The organism is Rhodococcus sp. IEGM 1381, assembly GCF_030056795.1.
In the GTDB taxonomy this organism is placed as follows: Bacteria; Actinomycetota; Actinomycetes; order Mycobacteriales; family Mycobacteriaceae; genus Rhodococcoides.
Window position 1 is genome coordinate 69391 of sequence record NZ_JASHKQ010000007.1, and the last position, 18297, is coordinate 87687.

The following is an 18297-nucleotide window of genomic DNA, read 5'->3' on the forward strand; positions in this document are numbered from 1 at the left end:
AAGAGTGAGGAATTCATGACCGATCGTGTGCAGGCTGGTGGACTTCAGGTCGCCAAGGTCCTATTCGATTTCGTCGAGAAGGAGGCGCTGCCGGGTACCGATGTAGATTCCGACGCCTTCTGGGCCGGTGCCGCGTCGGTGATCGCCGATCTCGCTCCCAAGAACAAGTCTCTGCTGGCGGTTCGCGACGAGATTCAGGGCAAGGTCGACGCCTGGCACGGCGAACACGCGGGCCCGAACTACGACCGCGCCGCATACAAAGCATTCCTCAAAGAGATCGGCTACCTGTTGGACGAGCCGGCAGACTTCCAGATCACCACGGCTGGAGTGGACACCGAAATCACCACCACAGCCGGTCCGCAGCTCGTGGTGCCGGTGCTCAATGCCCGGTTTGCGATCAACGCGTCCAACGCGCGCTGGGGATCGCTCTACGACGCCCTCTACGGAACCGACGCCATTCCTGAAGCCGACGGCGCCGAGAAGGGATCGAGCTACAACAAGGTTCGCGGCGACAAGGTAATCGCCTTCGCTCGTGACTTCCTGGACGAGGCACTGCCGTTGAGCTCCGGCTCGCACGTCGGCACCACCGGCTACGTCGTCGACGCCGCATCGTTGACGGTGACACTGACGGACGGAAGCACGGTCGGTCTGAAAGACCCTTCGCAGTTGCTCGGCTACCACGGTGCCGCCGACGCACCATCGGCAATCCTGTTCGTGCACAACGGCTTGCATTTCGAGATTCAGATCGACCCCGAGAGCCCGATCGGCAAGACCGACGGAGCGGGCGTCAAGGACGTGCTCCTCGAGTCGGCGGTCACCACGATCATGGACTTCGAGGATTCGGTCGCCGCAGTCGACGCCGACGACAAGGTTCTGGGTTACCGCAACTGGCTCGGACTGATGAAGGGCGATCTCACCGAAGAGGTCTCCAAGGGCGGCAAGACATTCACCCGCGCGCTGAACAAGGACCGCACGTACACCTCGGTCGACGGTTCCGAACTGACGCTGCACGGTCGCTCACTGTTGTTCGTCCGCAACGTCGGTCATCTGATGACGTCCGACGCGATCCTCGACGCCGACGGCAACGAGGTCCCCGAGGGCATCCTCGACGCGCTGTTCACCTCGCTCGCAGGTCTGCATTCGCTGACCGCGGACAACGTGCTGTCCAACTCGCGCACGGGTTCGCTGTACATCGTCAAGCCGAAGATGCACGGACCGGACGAGGTCGCCTTCACCGCGGAGTTGTTCGGCCGTGTCGAGCAAGTTCTGGGACTGCCGACCAACACGCTCAAGGTCGGAATCATGGACGAGGAACGCCGCACGACGGTCAACCTGAAGGCGTGCATCCAGGCGGCGTCCGAGCGCGTCGTGTTCATCAACACCGGATTCCTCGACCGCACCGGCGACGAGATCCACACCTCGATGGAGGCAGGCCCGGTCGTCCGCAAGGGCGCGATGAAGGGCGAGAAGTGGATCGCCGCCTACGAGGACTTCAATGTCGACACCGGCCTGGCCGCCGGCCTCGAAGGCAAGGCGCAGATCGGTAAGGGTATGTGGGCCATGCCGGATTTGATGCACGACATGCTCGAGCAGAAGATCGGTCACCCGAAGGCCGGCGCCAATACGGCGTGGGTCCCCTCCCCCACGGCCGCGACGCTGCACGCATTGCACTATCACAAGGTCGATGTGTTCGCCCGTCAGCACGAGATCGCTCAGGCCAAGCGCGCCACCGTCGACGACATTCTCGAAATTCCTCTGGCTCCGTCCACCGACTGGAGCGACGAGGAGAAGCAGAACGAACTCGACAACAACTCGCAGTCGATTCTGGGCTACGTCGTGCGGTGGATCGACCACGGCGTCGGGTGCTCCAAGGTTCCCGACATCCACGACATCGCACTAATGGAAGACCGTGCGACGCTTCGCATTTCGAGCCAATTCATCGCCAACTGGCTGCGGCACGGCATCGTCACCGAGGAACAGGTGCGCGAGTCGCTGAAGCGGATGGCCCCGGTGGTCGACCGTCAGAACGAATCGGATCCGACGTACAAGCCGTTGGCTCCCGACTTCGACACCAACATCGCATTCCAGGCCGCAAGCGATCTGATCTTCCAGGGCACGAGCCAGCCCAACGGATACACCGAGCCGATCCTGCACCGCCGCCGACGGGAGTACAAGGCCGTCAACGCCTGACGGACTTGTCGATCACGTGGGTGAACATCGGAACACAGGGCGCGGGCGGTCCATAGCAGCGGGACCCGTGATCGTCGTGATCGCGATCGCGGTGATCGTCGCGGCCGTGTTCGGTTGGTTTCAGCTGCGAGATCGAATTTCCGATCAAGGTGTCGAAGCTGCGAGCCAGTGTGTGGAGGGGTCGGCGGTGCTCACTGTGGCCGCCGATCCCGACGTCTCCGGGCCTGTCGAACAATTGGCCGAGCGGTTCAACGCAACCGCTCCGGTGGTACGGGATCACTGTGTGAGAGTGCAGGTTCGAGCAACGGCCTCGGACGTGGTGCGGTCAGCTCTCAATTCCGGTATCGACTCCTGGGATGTCGGTGCGCTCGGTGACCGACCGGGCCTGTGGATACCTCAGTCCACGGCCGACGTCGAGGCCGTGACCGCGCGCGGATCCATCGACGGCACTCCGCGGTCGCTGGCGTCCAGCCCGGTGGTACTCGCGGCCCCGACCGCCGTAGCCGACGCCGTCACCGCTGCAGGCTCGAGCTGGGCCGACCTGGTCCGGCTGCAACGCGACCCACAGGCTCTCGGATTGGGTGAATGGGGCGGGCTCCGTCTCGCTGTCCCGACGGGTTCCGACACCGGCGCAACCACTCTCGCGGTAGCTGCGATCGCAGCCGGCATTCGGGGCGACCCGACCACGCCGCTGACCGTCGAGCAGGTGTCATCGAGAGAGCTGGTTTCGGCGATGTCGGAGCTGGCCGTCACCGATACGAAAGCCGCCGCGCTGTCCACGTCGACGACGTACGACGCCCTGGCGAGCCTCGAGAACGCGGCGGGCCCCGACGCCGCCGTCCATGCGGTTCCGGTGACCGAACAGCAACTGGCGTCGACCGATTCGTCGACATTGACCGCGGTTCGACCGCAGGGTCCGACGCCTGTCGCCGATCATCCAGCCGTCGTCCTCAGCGGCGACGAGACGTCCACCCGAGCCGCTGCGACATTCGTCGACTTCGTACGTCAGGCGGATGGCGCGCAGACACTCCGAGACGCCGGGTTCGACGTCGACGAGTCCGAGTACGCGGGGGTTGTCGCCCCACCTTCGGGACCAGTTGCCGATGCACTGCTCGCCGTGCTGCGCAATCCTGTCCTGCCACGACGCGCCACCGTTCTGCTCGACGTCTCCGAGTCGATGGGTACGGCAGAAGGCGGCGCGACAAGACTGCAGAACACCGTTCGCGCACTGGGCGAGCAGTTCGAGCGCGTGCCCGACTCCACCGAGCTGGGTCTGTGGAGCTTCAGCGAAAATCTGAACAACTCGCTGCCTTTCCGAGTGGACGTTCCGACCGGACCGATGGCGGTTCCGGTTGGAACGACTCCCAGACGTGCTGCACTCGATTCCACCGCGGCGGCGTTGACGCCGGCAACCGGGTCGTTCACGTATGCGTCCCTACTGGTCGCGTATCTGGACGCCGTGGCCGGATACGTTCCCGGCCGCGTCAATTCCGTCGTACTGATAACCGACGGATCGGATGACTCGTCCTTGTCCAAGGAGGAGTTGCTCACCGACCTGACCTCCGCGGCCGATCCGGCGCGTCCGGTGGCGGTGAACATCGTGCGTATCGGAGACAACTCCGATACCTCCTCGTTCGACGACATCGCAGCCCGCACCGGCGGCACTGTGGAAGCAGTGTCGACATCGGATTCACCCGACCTCATCGATCGACTCGGAAAGTTGCTGTACTAGAACATGTCTCGTGTAATTTTTGTCGGCGTCTTCCTGCTTCTCGTCACCCTCTTTCTGCATTGGCGGTTCCTGTACGTCACCAGGGCACCGACTCGGCTGAAGCGACCGGCGGATGTGGTGTTGCTACTGCTGTGGCTGTGTGCGCTGATCGGGTTCGGTAGCGGTGTCGTGTTCGATCCGTCCTGGGCTCGTGGCCCGGCGTTCGTCGGCCTCACCTGGCTCGCCGTGGTGCTGTATCTGTTCCTCGGAACGGTGCTCGTCGGGCTAGTCTGCACCGTCGTTCGAGTTGTCTTCGCGATGATGCGCCGCGATTCGGCCGCTGCACGGTTGCGGGTGTCGAGGGTCGGTTCAGCGATCACTGCGCTCGTCAGCGTCGTCGCAGTGGGGTATGGACTTGTCGAGGCCGCGACCCCGCGCGTGACGAACACCGACGTTGCGCTCGAGAGGCTACCGGCCGAATTCGACGGCGTGCGAGTGGCATTGGTGTCCGACATCCATGCCGGGCCCTCCCGCGGTGCGGACTTCGTGCGCAAGGTCGTCGATTCGGTCAACGCCCAGAAACCGGATCTCGTTCTGCTCGACGGCGATCTCATCGACGGCACAGTCGAGCTGGTCGGGCCCGATCTCGAACCCCTGCGCGACCTCGATGCCCCGTTGGGTGTGTTCGCGGTCAGCGGCAATCACGAGTTCTACGCGGGAGACGGCGGTGAATGGCTCGATCTGTGGTCGACGCTCGGAATCGACGTCCTACGCAACGAGCGCACAACCCTCACTCGCGGCGACGCCGCGATCGATCTCGCCGGCATCAACGACGCCACTGCCCCTGCGCCGTACGAACCAGATCTCGGTGCGGCATTGGAGGGGATCGATCCCGACCGCTTCGTGTTGCTGATGGCCCACCAGCCGTTGCAGGCGGTGGAGGCATCGGACTTCGGAGTCGACATGCAGGTCTCCGGGCATACACACGGGGGTCAGATATGGCCGATCCGGTACCTGGTGCCGCTACAGCAGCCGAGTGTCGAGGGCCTGGACACGATCGACAACACCACGTTGTACACCACCAGGGGTGCGGGCGCGTGGGGTCCTCCGGTCCGCGTCGCTGCTCCGCCCGAGATCGCGATGCTCGAACTCACCCGGGGCTGAACAATCGGGAGCGGACACAACAGAGCCCGCCACGGCGACGTGACGGGCTCTGTTCTCGGCTCAGGCGAACGCCTCGATCGGTGGGCACGAGCACACCAGATTGCGGTCACCGTGGGCACCGTCGATGCGTCGCACCGCGGGCCATACCTTCGGACGGTCGTAGCCCGCCGGGTAGGCAGCGAGTTCCCGTGAATACGGGTGATCCCACTCGGCAACCAGACTCCGAGCGGTGTGCGGTGCGCCTCGCAGCGGGTTGTCCTCGGCCGTCCATTCGCCCGATCCGACGCGATCGATCTCTCCCCTGATGGCGATCATCGCATCGCAGAACGCATCGATCTCCTCGAGGTTCTCGCTCTCGGTGGGTTCGACCATCAGAGTTCCCGGCACCGGGAAACTCATCGTAGGCGCATGGAACCCGTAGTCTGCCAACCGCTTCGCGACATCGTCGACGGTGACGCCGGTGTCCTTGGTCAGACCTCGCAGATCCAGAATGCACTCGTGCGCAACCATCCCGTTGTCGCCGGTGTAGAGCACCGGAAAGTACTCGTCGAGGCGGCGCGCGATGTAGTTGGCCGAGGCGATCGCCGTCAACGTCGCCTGCCGGAGGCCCGTCGCACCCATCATCGCGATGTAAGCCCAGGTGATCGTCAGGATCGATGCGCTGCCGTACGGAGCGCCGGACACCGTCGGTCCCGACCCGAGCTGAGGTGCCAACGGGTGTCCCGGCAAATGTGGCTGCAGGTGCGATCGAACACCGATGGGCCCGACCCCGGGACCGCCGCCGCCGTGCGGTATGCAGAACGTCTTGTGCAGGTTCAAATGGCTGACATCGCCGCCGAATCGGCCCGGGCGCGCGAGTCCGACGAGAGCGTTGAGGTTGGCACCGTCGACGTACACCTGGCCGCCGGCGTCGTGCACCGCCGCACAGATCTCGGAGATCTCGTGCTCGTAGACGCCGTGCGTGGACGGGTAGGTGATCATGATCGCGGCGAGGGTATCGGCGTGCTCTGCGATCTTGGCTCGAAGATCATCGACATCGACGTCGCCGTTGGGGCGGCAGGCAACGACCACGACGCGCATGCCCACCATCACGGCCGAGGCCGCGTTGGTGCCGTGGGCGCTCGACGGGATCAGACACACGACACGCTCGGCGTCGCCATTGGCGAGGTGGTACCGACGAATGGCCAGCAGCCCCGCGTACTCGCCCTGACTTCCCGCGTTCGGTTGCAGACTCACTGCGTCGTAGCCGGTGATGTCGACGAGCCACCGTTCGAGGTCGTCGATCACGCGCAGTAGGCCGGGCACGTCCGAAGACGGAGCGAAGGGGTGCTGGCGGGCGAACTGCGGCCAGGTGATCGATTCCATCTCTGCGGTAGCGTTCAGCTTCATCGTGCACGAGCCCAGCGGGATCATGCTTCGGTCGAGGGCAATGTCCTTGTCGGACAGTGCGCGCAGGTAACGAAGCATCGCCGTCTCGGTGCGGTACCGAGTGAAGGCCGGATGCGTGAGGTATTCCGACGTGCGAGCCAAGTTCGCCGGCACCGACTCGGCACCGGAGCCGGCGGGCTCGGCACCGAACGCAGAGAGCACGCGCGAGATCGCGTCGGACGACGTCGCCTCGTCGCACGCGACTGCGACGTGATCGGCATCGACCATTCGCACATTGATCCCGCGCTGCTTGGCATCGTCGGTGACGGCCTGCGCGCGACCGGGAACCGCCGCGAGGACGGTATCGAAGAAGTCGGTGTGCACCACCTCGACGCCTGCCTCCTGCAGGCCGGCGGCCAGGGATCGAGCGTGCATATTGACCCGAGTTGCTATGGCGCGCAATCCGTCTGCGCCGTGATAACTGGCGTACATTGCGGCGACAATGGCCAGCAGGACCTGAGCGGTACAGATGTTCGATGTCGCCTTCTCGCGGCGGATGTGTTGCTCACGGGTCTGCAGCGCCAATCGGTAGGCCCGGTGGCCGTCCGCGTCGAGCGACACCCCGACGAGTCGTCCGGGAAGCTGACGGGAATGACCGGAACGCACCGCCAGGTACCCGGCGTGCGGCCCGCCGTATCCCATCGGAACCCCGAACCTCTGGGTGGTGCCGAAGCAGACGTCCGCGCCGATCTCACCGGGTGGAGTCACCATGGTGGCTGCCAGCAGATCCACGCCGACGGCAACCAAGGCACCCCGCTCGTGCGCCGCCTCGATGGTGGCCGTGTGGTCGACCAGTCGGCCGGACGCACCGGGCAGCTGCGTCAACACCCCGAAGAACTCTCCGTCCGGCAGGCCGTCGGCGAGATCGGCGTAGACCAGCTCGATGCCCAGCGGATCGGCGCGAGTGGCGAGAACAGCGGCCGTCTGCGGGAAGATATCGGAATCGACGAGCAGCTGCGGCGACTTCGACGCTCTGTTCGCGCGTCGCATCAGAGTCATGGATTCGGCTGCCGCAGTGGACTCGTCGAGCATCGACGCATTGGCCACATCCATGCCCGTGAGATCGGCGACCATGGTCTGGAAGTTCAGCAACGCCTCGAGCCGGCCCTGGCTGATTTCGGGTTGGTACGGCGTGTACGCGGTGTACCAGGCAGGATTCTCCAAGATTCCTCGGGTCAACACCGGCGGAGTGAGTGTGTCGTAGTAACCCAGGCCGATCATGGACGTCGCGACGGTGTTCTGCCCGGCGAGGTCAGCCAACGCAGCCAGTACCTCGTGCTCACTCAGAGCCGGCGGGAGCGTCGCCAATCCGTCGGGCACGCCGTCGACCACGGTGTCGAGGATCGAGGAAGGCACTGCTTTGCGGGCCAGTTCGTCCAGGTTGTCGACGCCGATGGTGTGGAGGATGCGAACCAGTTCGGTCGCGTCGGGCCCGATGTGTCGATCGACGAAAGTGTGTGCGGACGAGGCAGTTCGGTAGGTCACGATGTTCTCCCAGGTGCCGAAAAGACGAGGCGTCGGACGACCGAGGCATACGCGCCGGCCGCTCCTCCCCCTCTGTCGTGTGCCCGCTGACGCGTGCGCCTGAGAGATTCGGTTGGACACGGCGCGTTTTTACGACTGCGCCGGCACCTTTCCCCTTGGGCGGGTGGGTACTCCCACCACTTTCCAGAGTTGTCGAAGCCCACACGGTCCGTGTGCCTGAGAGATTGACGGGGAGGTATTGCTCCTTCGGCGTCCGAGACTGGCTGCCTCGGAACTCTCCCGCACGGGCGCGACGAGGAAAGTCTAGCCGGTCTTGCGGCTCGCGCGATTCTTGCGGCGCGAGGCCAGCTCGTCTTCGGGACTCGGCTGGCTTTCACCGCCATCGGCTCGTTCGGCTGGGAAGTCGGCGATGGTGCCGGTGAGCTCGCGCATCGCGCCGTTCACCGCAATACCGAACACGCCCTGACCGCCCTGAAGTAGGTCGACCACCTCTTCGGCGGACGTGCACTCGTACACGGTCGTGCCGTCCGAGAACAGGGTGATGTTGGCGAGATCGCCTACTCCGCGCTGGCGTAGGTGATCGACGGCGACGCGGATGTTCTGCAACGAGATACCGGTATCGAGCAGCCGCTTGACGATCTTGAGAACCAGCATGTCCTTGAAGGAGTACAGCCGCTGACTGCCTGAGCCTGCTGCACCGCGAATGGACGGGACGACCAGCCCGGTGCGGGCCCAGTAGTCGAGCTGGCGGTAGGTGATGCCGGCGATCTGGCAGGCACTGGGCACTCGGTAACCCACGAGCTCGTCGGGTACCGAATCATCGGGGAACAATCCCGGCTGAAAGTCCTGAGGTGTGTCGACCCGGACGTTCGACGCCTGGTCGGGGGTGTCGACCCGAGCATCGGAGACGGACGCGTCCTCGGTCCGGCCTGCGGCTTCGGACTCTCGACTGCCGTCGTGCTGCTGCGGCTGATCTCCCACTGACTGCTCCCTCTCGGATGTCTCACTGCGTTCGGATCGAGTCAGTACTGCGATCCGTCCGGGGCACGTGAACGCCTCGGTGTACTCGCGTGAAGTCATACCGTGTACCAGGCCAGAGTACGCCTCGCCAGGTGCGCGAGAGGCGCGAAACTGCACCGAATCCGACCAGCGGCGGCGATGAACTTCACTGGCACGAACGTTATGGGGACGATCGCGCAGATTCAACGCAACGCGCCGTAAACCTGAACCTAAAGTTGAGGTTGAGACTCTTCTGTTACCCGTCGGTGGCCTTGAAGTCGTCCGGCGACACCGAATCGAGGAACTCCTTGAATTTCTCGACCTCGTCCTCACGCTCGTCGGGCATGATCAGGCCGGCCTCGGCCAGCACGGGTTCTTCGGCATAGATCGGTACCCCGGCGCGCAGTGCGATGGCGACGGAATCCGACGGCCGAGCAGACACTCGGACATCTTTGTCGAACACGAGATCGGCGTAGAAGGTGCCCTCTTGAAGGTCGACGATGCGCACTTCCTTGAGCTCGCGACCCAATGCCGAGATCAAATTCTTGACGAGATCATGGGTGAGCGGACGGGCAGGCTGGACACCTTGTTGCTCCAAAGCGATTGCAGCAGCCTCGGTTTGACCGATCCAGATCGGCAGGTACCTGTCACCATCGGCCTCACGCAGCAGCAGCACGGGCTGATTCTGCGGCTGTTCGACACGAATACCGACCACACGCATCTCACTCATCGTGTCTGCCTCTCACCTCATGAAATCCGGGCTGCACTTCGTTCGTTCAGCTCGTCGCAGCCGAGTCTATTGGAAGTCGGACAGACGCGAGCGAGCGTCACCGGTCGAGTGCACCGCGCACCGCCGCTTTGACCAGACAGGTGTGCAACGTCAACGATAACGCCGCGAGCTCTCGAATCATTTCTTCCGCGCGATCACGCGCACCGGCGTCGCGGCCCTTGGCGACCGGTCCGGCTATCTGTGCAACCAGACCCGCCTCGCGGTCCGCCGCGAGTTTGAAGGCACGGAGGTGGCGCACTTCGAGACCGAACTGCAACATCGCGTGTGCCGTACGTGCCAGCGTCACGGCACCGTCGTCGTAGAAGCCGGCCTGCCCGGGAGTGATCAACCCGCTCCGCAACAGCTCGGTCAGGAACGCATCGTCGATACCGGCCTGGGCCAGAAGGTCGGCCTTGCTGATCCGCACCTCACGGTCCGGCAAGAACTCCTCGGGCGACACCTCACCCGCGGCGAGCGTCAGAGACCGCGGCCGTTTGACCGATGCGTCGGCCCGCTCGACAGTTGCAACACCGTGATCGATAGCTTCGAGTTGCTCTTTGATCACCTTGAGCGGCAGGTACTGGTCGCGCTGGGCGGTCAGAACGAATCGCAGCCGTTCGCAGTCTGCAATGGAAAACCGTCGGTAGCCCGACGGAGTGCGTTCCGGGGAGATCAGACCCTCGGCTTCGAGGAATCTGATCTTCGAGATCGTCACATCCGGAAAGTCGGGCCGAAGTCGATCGAGGACGGAGCCAATCGACATCCCCCCGTTGGACTGCTGCCCGACGGCGGTCACTGGCTTCCTGCACCCGCAGACGTGTCGCCGACCTGAGATCCGTTGCCGCCCCGCGGTCCGGTCAGGAACACCAACCGGAACTTACCGATCTGCACCTCGTCGCCGTTGGCCAGAACTGCGGAGTCGACCGGCTCCCGATTGACGTAGGTGCCGTTGAGGCTGCCGACGTCGACGACCTGGAAATCGTCCTCGTCCTGCCGGAACTCGGCGTGCCGACGACTGACGGTGACGTCGTCCAGGAAGATGTCGCTGTCGGGATGCCGTCCGGCGGAGGTGGTCGGCTGGTCGAGCAGAAACCGCGATCCTGCATTGGGGCCGCGCTTGACGACGAGCAGAGCGGCACCGACAGGCAGCCCCTCGACACCCGAGACCGGAGCTTCGGTGCTCTGGGCGGCCGCGGAGTTGTCCAGCTCCTGGAGGAAATCTGCGCGGAAGACCGAGGTGGTCTCTGCCGGCGACTCCCCGTAGTTGCTGTCGTTGTCGTTCTGGCTCACCGTTACTCCTTCTCAGTCCGTTCACCCGGGCAGTACACGCCGCGGGTAACGCAGTACATGGTCTTCACATCTGGTGTTGCGTTGCGCCTGGTTCTATTTACGTCTGTACAGCTTGCTGGACCTTCGCCCCGACAGGGTATTCGCTCGGTGTCGACCGTACCCTGCGCAGTGTGGACCGTGTGGCCGGTTGGCAGGTGTCGACAGCCGGCCGATCACTCGGCCGTGATGAGAGCATATCCGGCAGCATCGAGCATCTGCGCCAGTGCCGCGTCCAACTCCTCCGGCGACGAAACCTCAAGGTCGATCAGCCAGCCCCCGGTGTACGGTCCCGAATTCACCTTCTCCGGTTCGGCGTCCAAATCCTGGTTCACGCCAATCACTTTCGCAGTCAACGGGCTGAACACGTCGGACACACTCTTGGTCGACTCGACTTCTCCGAGAGACTCACCCGCGGTGACGGTGTCGCCGACAGCCGGAAGCTGAACGAACACCACGTCCCCCAACTGAGACTGCGCGAAATCGGTGATACCGATTCGCACTGCCGCCGGGCCCGTGCGCTGCACCCACTCGTGCTCGGGCGTGTAGTACAGATCAGCTGGTGTGTCGATGTCGCTCAACGCGGCATTCCCTTCGATCGTGGCCCGGGCGATCGGGCGGTCAGTTACCGGGCTGAGCGTATTGACGCGGGCGCGGATCCCGCAAGGCGGAGACCGTGACCTGGTCCGACTGCGTGATCTTCGAGGACGCCCCGTTGCGAGTGACGGTGTCCACCACGCCCCCGGGGATGTTCAGCGCCGACGCCAGCGTGGGTGAGTCTCCGATTGCCGTGAACGTGTACGGGGCTCGCAATTCGCGGCCGTCGACCACCACCCGACCGGCAGGCCCCGCGATCCACGAATCGACGCCGATGCGGACGGCACTGTCGCCACCCTCGATCTGGAGAGCCTCGGCACCGGCGACACGCAACTCCTGCATGGCGTCGAGCAATACCTCGGACCCGACGCCCGAATTCGGGTCATCGACGACCACGGTCACACCCGGGCCCTGAGCAGCGACCGTACCGACTTGAATCGACAACGCGGACAATCGTTCCTGTGCCTCTGCCACTGCTGCCTCCGATCCCGAGCCGGACTGGCGCAGAGTCGCCAACGTGGCTTGCAGTGTGCTGATCTCGTCGCGAATCGACGCCTCGCGCCGGGTGAGGGTGTCCAGCACGACCAACAGGTCCTCCGGCCGGGAACTCTCCACATTGTCGGAGGTACTCGTCTCTCGCACCTGAGTGGCGATACCGATTCCGAGGATGCACAACAGGGCGAGCGCAAGAATGCCGAACGCCGTTCCGCGCCTGCGTCGATCTGTATCCAGGGCTCGAGCGCGCCGGCCGTGCCGCCCGGTCCGAGCCGTCATCTCCTACGCGCCGAACAGACGGCGGCGAAGAGCCGCTGCATTGCCGAAGATACGAATTCCCAGAACGACGACGATGGCCGTCGACAACTGCGTTCCCACTCCGAGCTGATCACCGAGCCACACGATCAAGGCGGCGACGAGGACGTTGAAGACGAAGGAGACGACGAACACCTTGGCGTCGAAGATTCCGTCGAGAAACGCACGCAGACCACCGAATACCGCATCGATCGCAGCGACGACGGCGATCGGCAGATAGGGCGCGACTACTGCGGGCACCTGCGGTCCGGCAACCGTGCCGATGACCACTCCAGCGATCAGGGCGGCGAGAGCGGCAATGGCGTACGCGCCGTGAGTGGTGGTGATCGGGGATTCCACGGTAGTGCCGGCGTCTGTTGCCTCGTCGTCCTGCTCGGCCGGTACGGCCGTCGTCGGGTCGTGCTCCGTCATCGTGGGCCTGCCTCCTCTGCCTCGAACGACTCTCTCACAGCGGCGGGACCGAGTTCGAGATCGGAGGCCGGACGCACCGAGAACCCGACACCGTACAACTGCGCCACAGTGCTCATCCGGAGATACGCGTCGCTGACGACGAATTGAACTTGGATACGCTGAGGGGGTCCGATCGCCTCGATGTCGTAGGGCGAGTCGATCGGGCGGTTGTCCAGCAACATGGCCCCTCCGGCCTGCCTGATGGTCACGTTCGGGCCAACTCGAATGCCGTCCACCGACACCGCCTCGGCGCCGCTGGCCCACAGCGAGTTGACAATTGCGGCGATATCTCGGTCGAGCACTGCAGCGCCCGAGCCCGTGCGAGCCGACGAACCGTTCGCACTCGTCGGCTCCGTGACAACGACGGACAGTCCCGGACCCGTCACCGTGTCGATACCCGCTGCGGATTCGACGGCACTCAATCGGTCCAGCAGCGCACTGCCCGCGGCATCGGACTGCAGCGCTCGATCGCGTTCGGTCGATACCTCCTCGGCCAGTTCGTCTCTCGTCGATTCCAGGTCGCCGCTTCGGCCCTGGGCAGCTCTGACGGCGGCCGACGCGTCGGCACCTGCGCGGTCGACCGCGGCAGCACCGGATGCCAACTGGGAGAGAGCGACACCGAATATCAGACCGACCACGACGGCACCGGTCAGCAACCACAAGGCTGCAGGTACTCGCGGCTTACGGGTGTGTTGCGCCGTGCGTTCGGCTGCCGCGGCTGCGTATCCCGGATCGAGGTGGTCGGTCAGCAACGAGGTCAGCAGTGACGGGACAGGATTCCTCTTGACCCGAGCCCCGGGTCGTTCCGCCGGCTCCACTCCTGCCCCCGGTCGTTCCGCAGGCTCCACCGTCAGTTGCCGGCCGCTGTCGGATCGACTGCCCTGGCCACTGCGATGGCCTTGCCGAGGTAGAGCAGACCCGTCCAGGAGTACAACACGGTGCCCCAGATGAGTAAGGCGTACCCCAGTGGTCCTGCCGCGTCGGCCACCGAACTGGTGCCCGCAGAGACCAGCAGCACCGGCAGCGCGATCATGACGACGAAGGTTGCGGCCTTGCCGAGGTAGATGACGTCCGGAGGAGGTAGAGATCGACGTCGGTAGACGAACATCGTCAATCCGAGCACAGCATCGCGCCCGATCAGTATCGCTGCCACCCACCACGGAATGATGCCGCGCAGAACGAAGGCGACCAGGGTACTGACGACGTAGAGCCGATCGACCAACGGATCGAGAACGGCACCCAACTTCGATGCCTGCCCGAGCATGCGAGCGAGTTTGCCGTCCAGCCAATCGGTTCCGCCGCTGACGAGCAGAATGACCAACGCCCATCCGTCGGCTTCCGGGCCGAGCAGGAGATACAGGAACAGGGGAACGCCGGCGAGCCGGATGGCACTGAGCAGGTTCGGAACGGTCGCGATGCGATCGGATACTTCGAGCTCATGGTTGTCCGTCACCGAACCGTCACCTCCTGTCGCTTCTGCTCGTCGTGCGTTCGGGCCGAGTCTGCGGCCACGTTAGCGCCACGCGAACACGGGCTGTTCGAAGTCGGCGACTCGGGTGTGTCGACCGTGTAGCGCCACCTCGCGAAACTGATGGACGATTGCGCCGGTCGGAGCATGGATCGCTCCGGTTCGGTACGGCCATCGAATCACCGGGCGGGAGGATTCGGGAATCGATACGAACTGCGCGTCGACGTCGAGTTCGTCGACGGTCACCTCGAAAACCTCGGATACCTCGTCCTCGTTGGGGCGCAACGTGGACGAGTAGTCACCCACCCACACGACGAACGGGGTGATGACGTAACCGGATCGGGTGACGTAGTCGTCCAGCCTGCCCAGTACGTCGGCCGCAACAGCACGAATGCCCAGCTCCTCGTGCAATTCCCGCAAGCACGCCTGCATCGCGGATTCACCTGGATCCACGCCGCCGCCCGGCAAGGCGTACTGGCCCGGGTGTGCGCGCAATCGACTCGGCCGCTTCGTCAGCAGCATGCGCCGGTCCCCCGGCGCTCCGCCGAGTGCGACGGCCACCGCAGCGGCGCGCAGGCCGTCGGCCTCGGCGGTGCGGTGGGTGAAACGTGCGAGTTCGCGCGCGACGGAACGCCGATCGAGCAGGTCCTCGGCCGACTCAGCGGAAGTATCGTCACTCACAGCACGAACACTAGAGCCCTGGCGATGTCGGCGGGCGGCGGGCGGCGGGCGGAAGCAGGTCGTCGGCGGCAACCGGCCAGCCGAGCGGGTCGTCGGCCAGAATCGACAATTGTTCCACTTGTGTTCGACACCAGGGTGATACGTCGACGGTTCCGTCGAGCACGCCGGCAGAGAATTCCGGCCACGACACCCACAGGGTTTCGTCCACCTCGAGCGGGTCGGGGTCGAGCCCCGCGCTCTCGTCCACCCGCACGCGATAGACGGGACAGATCTCGTTCTCCACGATGCCGTTGTCCATAACGGCCCGATACCGAAAGTGCGGAAGAACCAGTTCGGCCGTGCTTGCGTGCAGGCCCAACTCCTCGCCGATCCGGCGCAGCACCGCATCGGCGAGTTCTTCCCCGGGGGCCGGGTGACCACAACACGTGTTGGTCAGCACGCCGGGCCAGGTCGTCTTGCTCGACGCCCTACGCGTGAGCAGTACCGCCCCGTCCGATCCGACCACATAGCTCGAGAACGCCAGATGCAGCGGCGTCTGCAGCGTGTGCACGGTCGTCTTGTCCTGTGTGCCGACAGCTCGGCCTTCGTCGTCGAGCAACACCACGTGCTGCGCCGGTGATCGATCCATCGTTCCATGGTCCCACGGTCGAATTCACGGTCTACTGTCGAACCATGGGACGCACAGAGAACGCCGGCGACGAGACACCGACCGTCGACAAGAAATCGACCACGCCTGATTCGCCGAAGGGCGGCCGACCCGGACCGGTGGACGGCGGGGGCGGCGGCGGGATGGCGACGCGGGAGAACGCACCGGAAATTGCCGAAGATTCCGCCTGAACCCCTCCGCGCTGTTTGAAGAACAGAGTTTGCGTCAATACCCCCGATGTTCTCGCGCCGCGCGGGCACACGAACCTCCACGACCGGAAGGACCTCGATGAGCATCAACGACGACGACATCACCACCACAGGCGGAACCGCAGGTGAAGGCCCCGCTGACGGCGGATCGAACCCCGGCGGTCACGACGGCGGAGCAGATGGCACCGCAGGAGCCGGCGAAGGCCCAGCCGACGGCGGATCGAACCCCGACGGCCATGACGGCGGAGCAGACGGCACCGCAGGAGCAGGCGAAGGCCCAGCCGACGGCGGTTCCAACCCCAATGGGCACGACGGCGGTGCGGACGGTACCGCTTGAGCACCGAGTCGAGCGGCGAGCGCGGATCGGGTCACCGGTCCGCGCTCCGTCGTCTCACCGGTATCGACCTCGGAACGTTCGCAGACCGGTTCTGGGGCGTTGCTCCCAAGCTGACCAGATCCGCCGATCTTTCCGACTCCTTCGACGATCTGATGACGCTCGACGCGGTCGACGAACTGATCTCCGAACGCGGAGTACGCGCCCCATTCGTGCGGATGGCCAAAGATGGTCAGCTGCTGGACAAGTCGCAGTTCACGGCGTCCGGCGGGTTCGGTGCCGAGGTGACGGACCAGGTCGACTCCGCAGCGGTGCTGGGAGCCTTCGCGGCCGGAAATACGCTGGTTCTTCAAGGCCTGCATCGACTGTGGCCTCCCCTGATTCATTTCGTCGGTGATCTCGTTCGTGAGCTGGGCCATCCAGTGCAGGTGAATTCGTATGTCACACCAGCTGCGTCGCAAGGCTTTTCGCCGCACTACGACGTGCACGATGTGTTCGTCGTACAGATCGCAGGGACCAAGCGGTGGAGCATTCACTCGCCGGTGCACGTGCATCCGCTGAACAATCAACCGTGGTCGGACCGACGGTCGGCCGTCGAAGACCACGCATCGAACACTCCCGACCTGGACATCGTTCTCGAGCCCGGTGATGTGCTGTACCTGCCGCGCGGGTGGATCCACTCGGCGCAAGCGCTCGGCGACACCACCGTGCACCTGACCATCGGCGTCGCGTCGTACAACGACTACGACCTCGCCCACCACGTGCTGAAGACGCTCGGCGACGTCGAGAGTCTGCGTGCTCCCCTGCCCGCCGGCCTCGACCACTCCGACCCGGAGTCCATCGTTCCGCATGTACACCGAGTTCTGGACGCCATGCGCGCCGCGCTCGACGAACTCGACCGAAACCCCGACGCGGTACGTCGACTCGCCGAACGCGTCGCAGATCGTCACGACGACCTCGTCCGACCGGACCCGGTGCGCCCCCTGGCAAGCATCGGCGCGATGGGAGCGTTGCGGGGCGAGGATTCGATTCGATTGCGGCCCGGCATCTTCGCGCGGATCGCGCACACGAAGGACGGCGTCTCGATGGTGCTTCGGAACAAAACGGTCACGTTGCCGTCTCAGTGCGCCGACGCGATCGAGAGCCTGATGAAGGGCTCTTCGTGCCGCCTCGATTCGATGCCGGGCCTCGACCCCGACGATGCGCTGGTGGTTGCGCGCAGACTCATCCGCGAGGGGATTGCGGTGGCGGTAGCGCCGTAGCAGCCGTCAGGTGATCGTGACTCCACCGTCGACTGCGATGGTCTGACCCGTCACGTATCCCCCGGCGTCGGAGGCGAGCCAGATCGCGGTGGCGGCCAGTTCCTCGGGGTCACCCTTGCGGCCCAGGATCATTCGTGGTGCCATCGAATCGAGATACCCGGGCTGAAAGCTGTCGGTCATCTCGCTCTGGAAGAAACCCGGCGCAATCGCGTTGACCCTGATCCCCTTTCGTGCGCCCCACTGCTGCGCGAGGTCGCGGGTGAGCCCGACGATTGCGGCCTTGCTTGCGCTGTAGGCGGCCTGCGGTAGGCCCGCAGTAGTCAGCCCGAGCACGCTGGAGATGTTCACGATCGAACTGCCGGGTGCCATTACCCGTCCGCACGCCTGGGCTGCCCAGTACGACCCGTTCAGGTTGATGTCGATCACCGAGCGAAACTGCTCGGGAGTCTCGCGGGTCGCTGGGAAGGCTGTGCCGACTCCGGCGTTGTTGATCAGCACGTCCACCTTGCCGAACTCTGCCACTGCGGCGTCGACCATCGCGGTGCACTGGTCGGGATCGACCACATCGGTTGCGACGGAGATCGAACGTCCTCCGACACTGTCGATCAGCTGTGCGGTCTGCGCCAACTTGTCCACGCGGCGTGCGGCGAGCACGACGTCCGCCCCGGCCTCGGCAACTGCTTTCGCGAAGGCAACGCCCAGACCGGAGGATGCGCCCGTGACGATGACGACTCGGCCGTCGAGGCGGAACTTGTCCAAGATCGACAT

At 64.8% G+C, this 18297-nt stretch carries 19 protein-coding genes and 1 riboswitch; of the genes, 6 read left to right on the top strand and 13 right to left on the bottom strand.

Going from position 1 to position 18297, the window contains the following annotated elements; all coding sequences use genetic code 11:
- Positions 1-15: 15 nt before the first annotated feature.
- The 3 genes from QM797_RS16835 (at position 16) to QM797_RS16845 (ending at position 5065) form a co-directional block, all read left to right on the top strand.
- Complete coding sequence (locus QM797_RS16835; protein ID WP_283276795.1) at positions 16-2190, top strand: malate synthase G; 2175 nt, start codon at positions 16-18, stop codon at positions 2188-2190.
- A 67-nt stretch (positions 2191-2257) separates the two neighbouring features.
- Entirely contained in the window at positions 2258-3922 is a 1665-nt protein-coding gene (locus tag QM797_RS16840) for a substrate-binding and VWA domain-containing protein (protein WP_283276796.1), read from the top strand.
- A 3-nt stretch (positions 3923-3925) separates the two neighbouring features.
- Entirely contained in the window at positions 3926-5065 is a 1140-nt protein-coding gene (locus QM797_RS16845) for a metallophosphoesterase (protein ID WP_283276797.1), read from the top strand.
- A gap of 60 nt (positions 5066-5125) precedes the next feature.
- Here the strand turns inward: QM797_RS16845 and gcvP are convergent, their stop codons facing one another.
- From gcvP to idi, 12 genes are all read right to left on the bottom strand, one after another.
- Complete coding sequence (gene gcvP / locus QM797_RS16850; protein ID WP_283276798.1) at positions 5126-7978, bottom strand: aminomethyl-transferring glycine dehydrogenase; 2853 nt, start codon at positions 7976-7978, stop codon at positions 5126-5128.
- Between the two features lie 194 nt (positions 7979-8172).
- Positions 8173-8270, bottom strand: a riboswitch (glycine riboswitch).
- 11 nt (positions 8271-8281) lie between these two features.
- Positions 8282-8959, bottom strand: coding sequence for a MerR family transcriptional regulator (locus QM797_RS16855; protein ID WP_283276939.1), 678 nt, complete (start codon positions 8957-8959; stop codon positions 8282-8284).
- 274 nt (positions 8960-9233) lie between these two features.
- A complete protein-coding gene (locus QM797_RS16860; protein ID WP_283276799.1) occupies positions 9234-9707 on the bottom strand; it encodes a bifunctional nuclease family protein in 474 nt (157 codons plus the stop codon).
- A 97-nt stretch (positions 9708-9804) separates the two neighbouring features.
- Positions 9805-10542, bottom strand: coding sequence for a transcriptional regulator FtsR (ftsR, locus tag QM797_RS16865; RefSeq protein WP_032377954.1), 738 nt, complete (start codon positions 10540-10542; stop codon positions 9805-9807).
- On the bottom strand, positions 10539-11036 hold the full coding sequence (gene odhI, locus QM797_RS16870) for an oxoglutarate dehydrogenase inhibitor Odhl (RefSeq protein ID WP_057479400.1): 498 nt from the start codon (positions 11034-11036) through the stop codon (positions 10539-10541). The genes ftsR and odhI overlap by 4 nt, the downstream gene beginning before the upstream one ends.
- 212 nt (positions 11037-11248) lie before the next feature.
- Complete coding sequence (gene gcvH / locus QM797_RS16875) at positions 11249-11653, bottom strand: glycine cleavage system protein GcvH (RefSeq protein ID WP_283276802.1); 405 nt, start codon at positions 11651-11653, stop codon at positions 11249-11251.
- A gap of 40 nt (positions 11654-11693) precedes the next feature.
- Positions 11694-12443 carry a DUF881 domain-containing protein gene (locus QM797_RS16880; RefSeq protein WP_283276803.1) on the bottom strand — a complete coding sequence of 250 codons (750 nt, stop codon included), beginning with the start codon at positions 12441-12443 and terminating at the stop codon, positions 11694-11696.
- Positions 12444-12446: 3 nt separating this feature from the next.
- Positions 12447-12806, bottom strand: a complete 360-nt coding sequence (locus QM797_RS16885) for a small basic family protein (protein WP_037174229.1) — start codon at positions 12804-12806, stop codon at positions 12447-12449.
- A gap of 80 nt (positions 12807-12886) precedes the next feature.
- Positions 12887-13747, bottom strand: a complete 861-nt coding sequence (locus QM797_RS16890; protein ID WP_283276805.1) for a DUF881 domain-containing protein — start codon at positions 13745-13747, stop codon at positions 12887-12889.
- Between the two features lie 32 nt (positions 13748-13779).
- Positions 13780-14382, bottom strand: coding sequence for a CDP-alcohol phosphatidyltransferase family protein (locus tag QM797_RS16895; protein ID WP_283276807.1), 603 nt, complete (start codon positions 14380-14382; stop codon positions 13780-13782).
- 60 nt (positions 14383-14442) lie between these two features.
- On the bottom strand, positions 14443-15078 hold the full coding sequence (locus QM797_RS16900) for an NUDIX hydrolase (RefSeq protein ID WP_283276808.1): 636 nt from the start codon (positions 15076-15078) through the stop codon (positions 14443-14445).
- 10 nt (positions 15079-15088) lie between these two features.
- Positions 15089-15706 carry an isopentenyl-diphosphate Delta-isomerase gene (idi, locus tag QM797_RS16905; protein ID WP_283276809.1) on the bottom strand — a complete coding sequence of 206 codons (618 nt, stop codon included), beginning with the start codon at positions 15704-15706 and terminating at the stop codon, positions 15089-15091.
- A 44-nt stretch (positions 15707-15750) separates the two neighbouring features.
- On the opposite strand from idi, the gene QM797_RS16910 reads away from it, so the two are divergent.
- The 3 genes from QM797_RS16910 to QM797_RS16920 all read left to right on the top strand — a co-directional run bounded on the left by QM797_RS16910 (position 15751) and on the right by QM797_RS16920 (position 17529).
- Entirely contained in the window at positions 15751-15915 is a 165-nt protein-coding gene (locus QM797_RS16910; RefSeq protein WP_283276810.1) for a hypothetical protein, read from the top strand.
- A gap of 97 nt (positions 15916-16012) precedes the next feature.
- Positions 16013-16270 (top strand): BatC protein, encoded by a 258-nt coding sequence (locus QM797_RS16915; RefSeq protein ID WP_283276811.1) that lies wholly within the window; start codon positions 16013-16015, stop codon positions 16268-16270.
- Positions 16267-17529: a cupin domain-containing protein gene (locus QM797_RS16920; RefSeq protein WP_283276812.1), complete on the top strand. Its 1263-nt coding sequence runs from the start codon at positions 16267-16269 to the stop codon at positions 17527-17529. The genes QM797_RS16915 and QM797_RS16920 overlap by 4 nt, the downstream gene beginning before the upstream one ends.
- 6 nt (positions 17530-17535) lie before the next feature.
- Here QM797_RS16920 and QM797_RS16925 read toward each other — a convergent pair whose 3' ends face one another.
- On the bottom strand, positions 17536-18297 hold the full coding sequence (locus QM797_RS16925; protein ID WP_283276813.1) for an SDR family NAD(P)-dependent oxidoreductase: 762 nt from the start codon (positions 18295-18297) through the stop codon (positions 17536-17538).

What these genes read in the sequence shown, in the direction of transcription:
- idi (WP_283276809.1), bottom strand. Translation starts at nt 15,706, where the DNA reads ATGGATCGATCACCGGCGCAGCACGTGGTGTTGCTCGACGACGAAGGC.
- QM797_RS16925 (WP_283276813.1), bottom strand. Translation starts at nt 18,297, where the DNA reads ATGTCGATCTTGGACAAGTTCCGCCTCGACGGCCGAGTCGTCATCGTC.
- QM797_RS16835 (WP_283276795.1), top strand. Translation starts at nt 16, where the DNA reads ATGACCGATCGTGTGCAGGCTGGTGGACTTCAGGTCGCCAAGGTCCTA.
- QM797_RS16860 (WP_283276799.1), bottom strand. Translation starts at nt 9,707, where the DNA reads ATGAGTGAGATGCGTGTGGTCGGTATTCGTGTCGAACAGCCGCAGAAT.
- QM797_RS16880 (WP_283276803.1), bottom strand. Translation starts at nt 12,443, where the DNA reads ATGACGGCTCGGACCGGGCGGCACGGCCGGCGCGCTCGAGCCCTGGAT.
- QM797_RS16845 (WP_283276797.1), top strand. Translation starts at nt 3,926, where the DNA reads ATGTCTCGTGTAATTTTTGTCGGCGTCTTCCTGCTTCTCGTCACCCTC.
- QM797_RS16915 (WP_283276811.1), top strand. Translation starts at nt 16,013, where the DNA reads ATGAGCATCAACGACGACGACATCACCACCACAGGCGGAACCGCAGGT.
- QM797_RS16910 (WP_283276810.1), top strand. Translation starts at nt 15,751, where the DNA reads ATGGGACGCACAGAGAACGCCGGCGACGAGACACCGACCGTCGACAAG.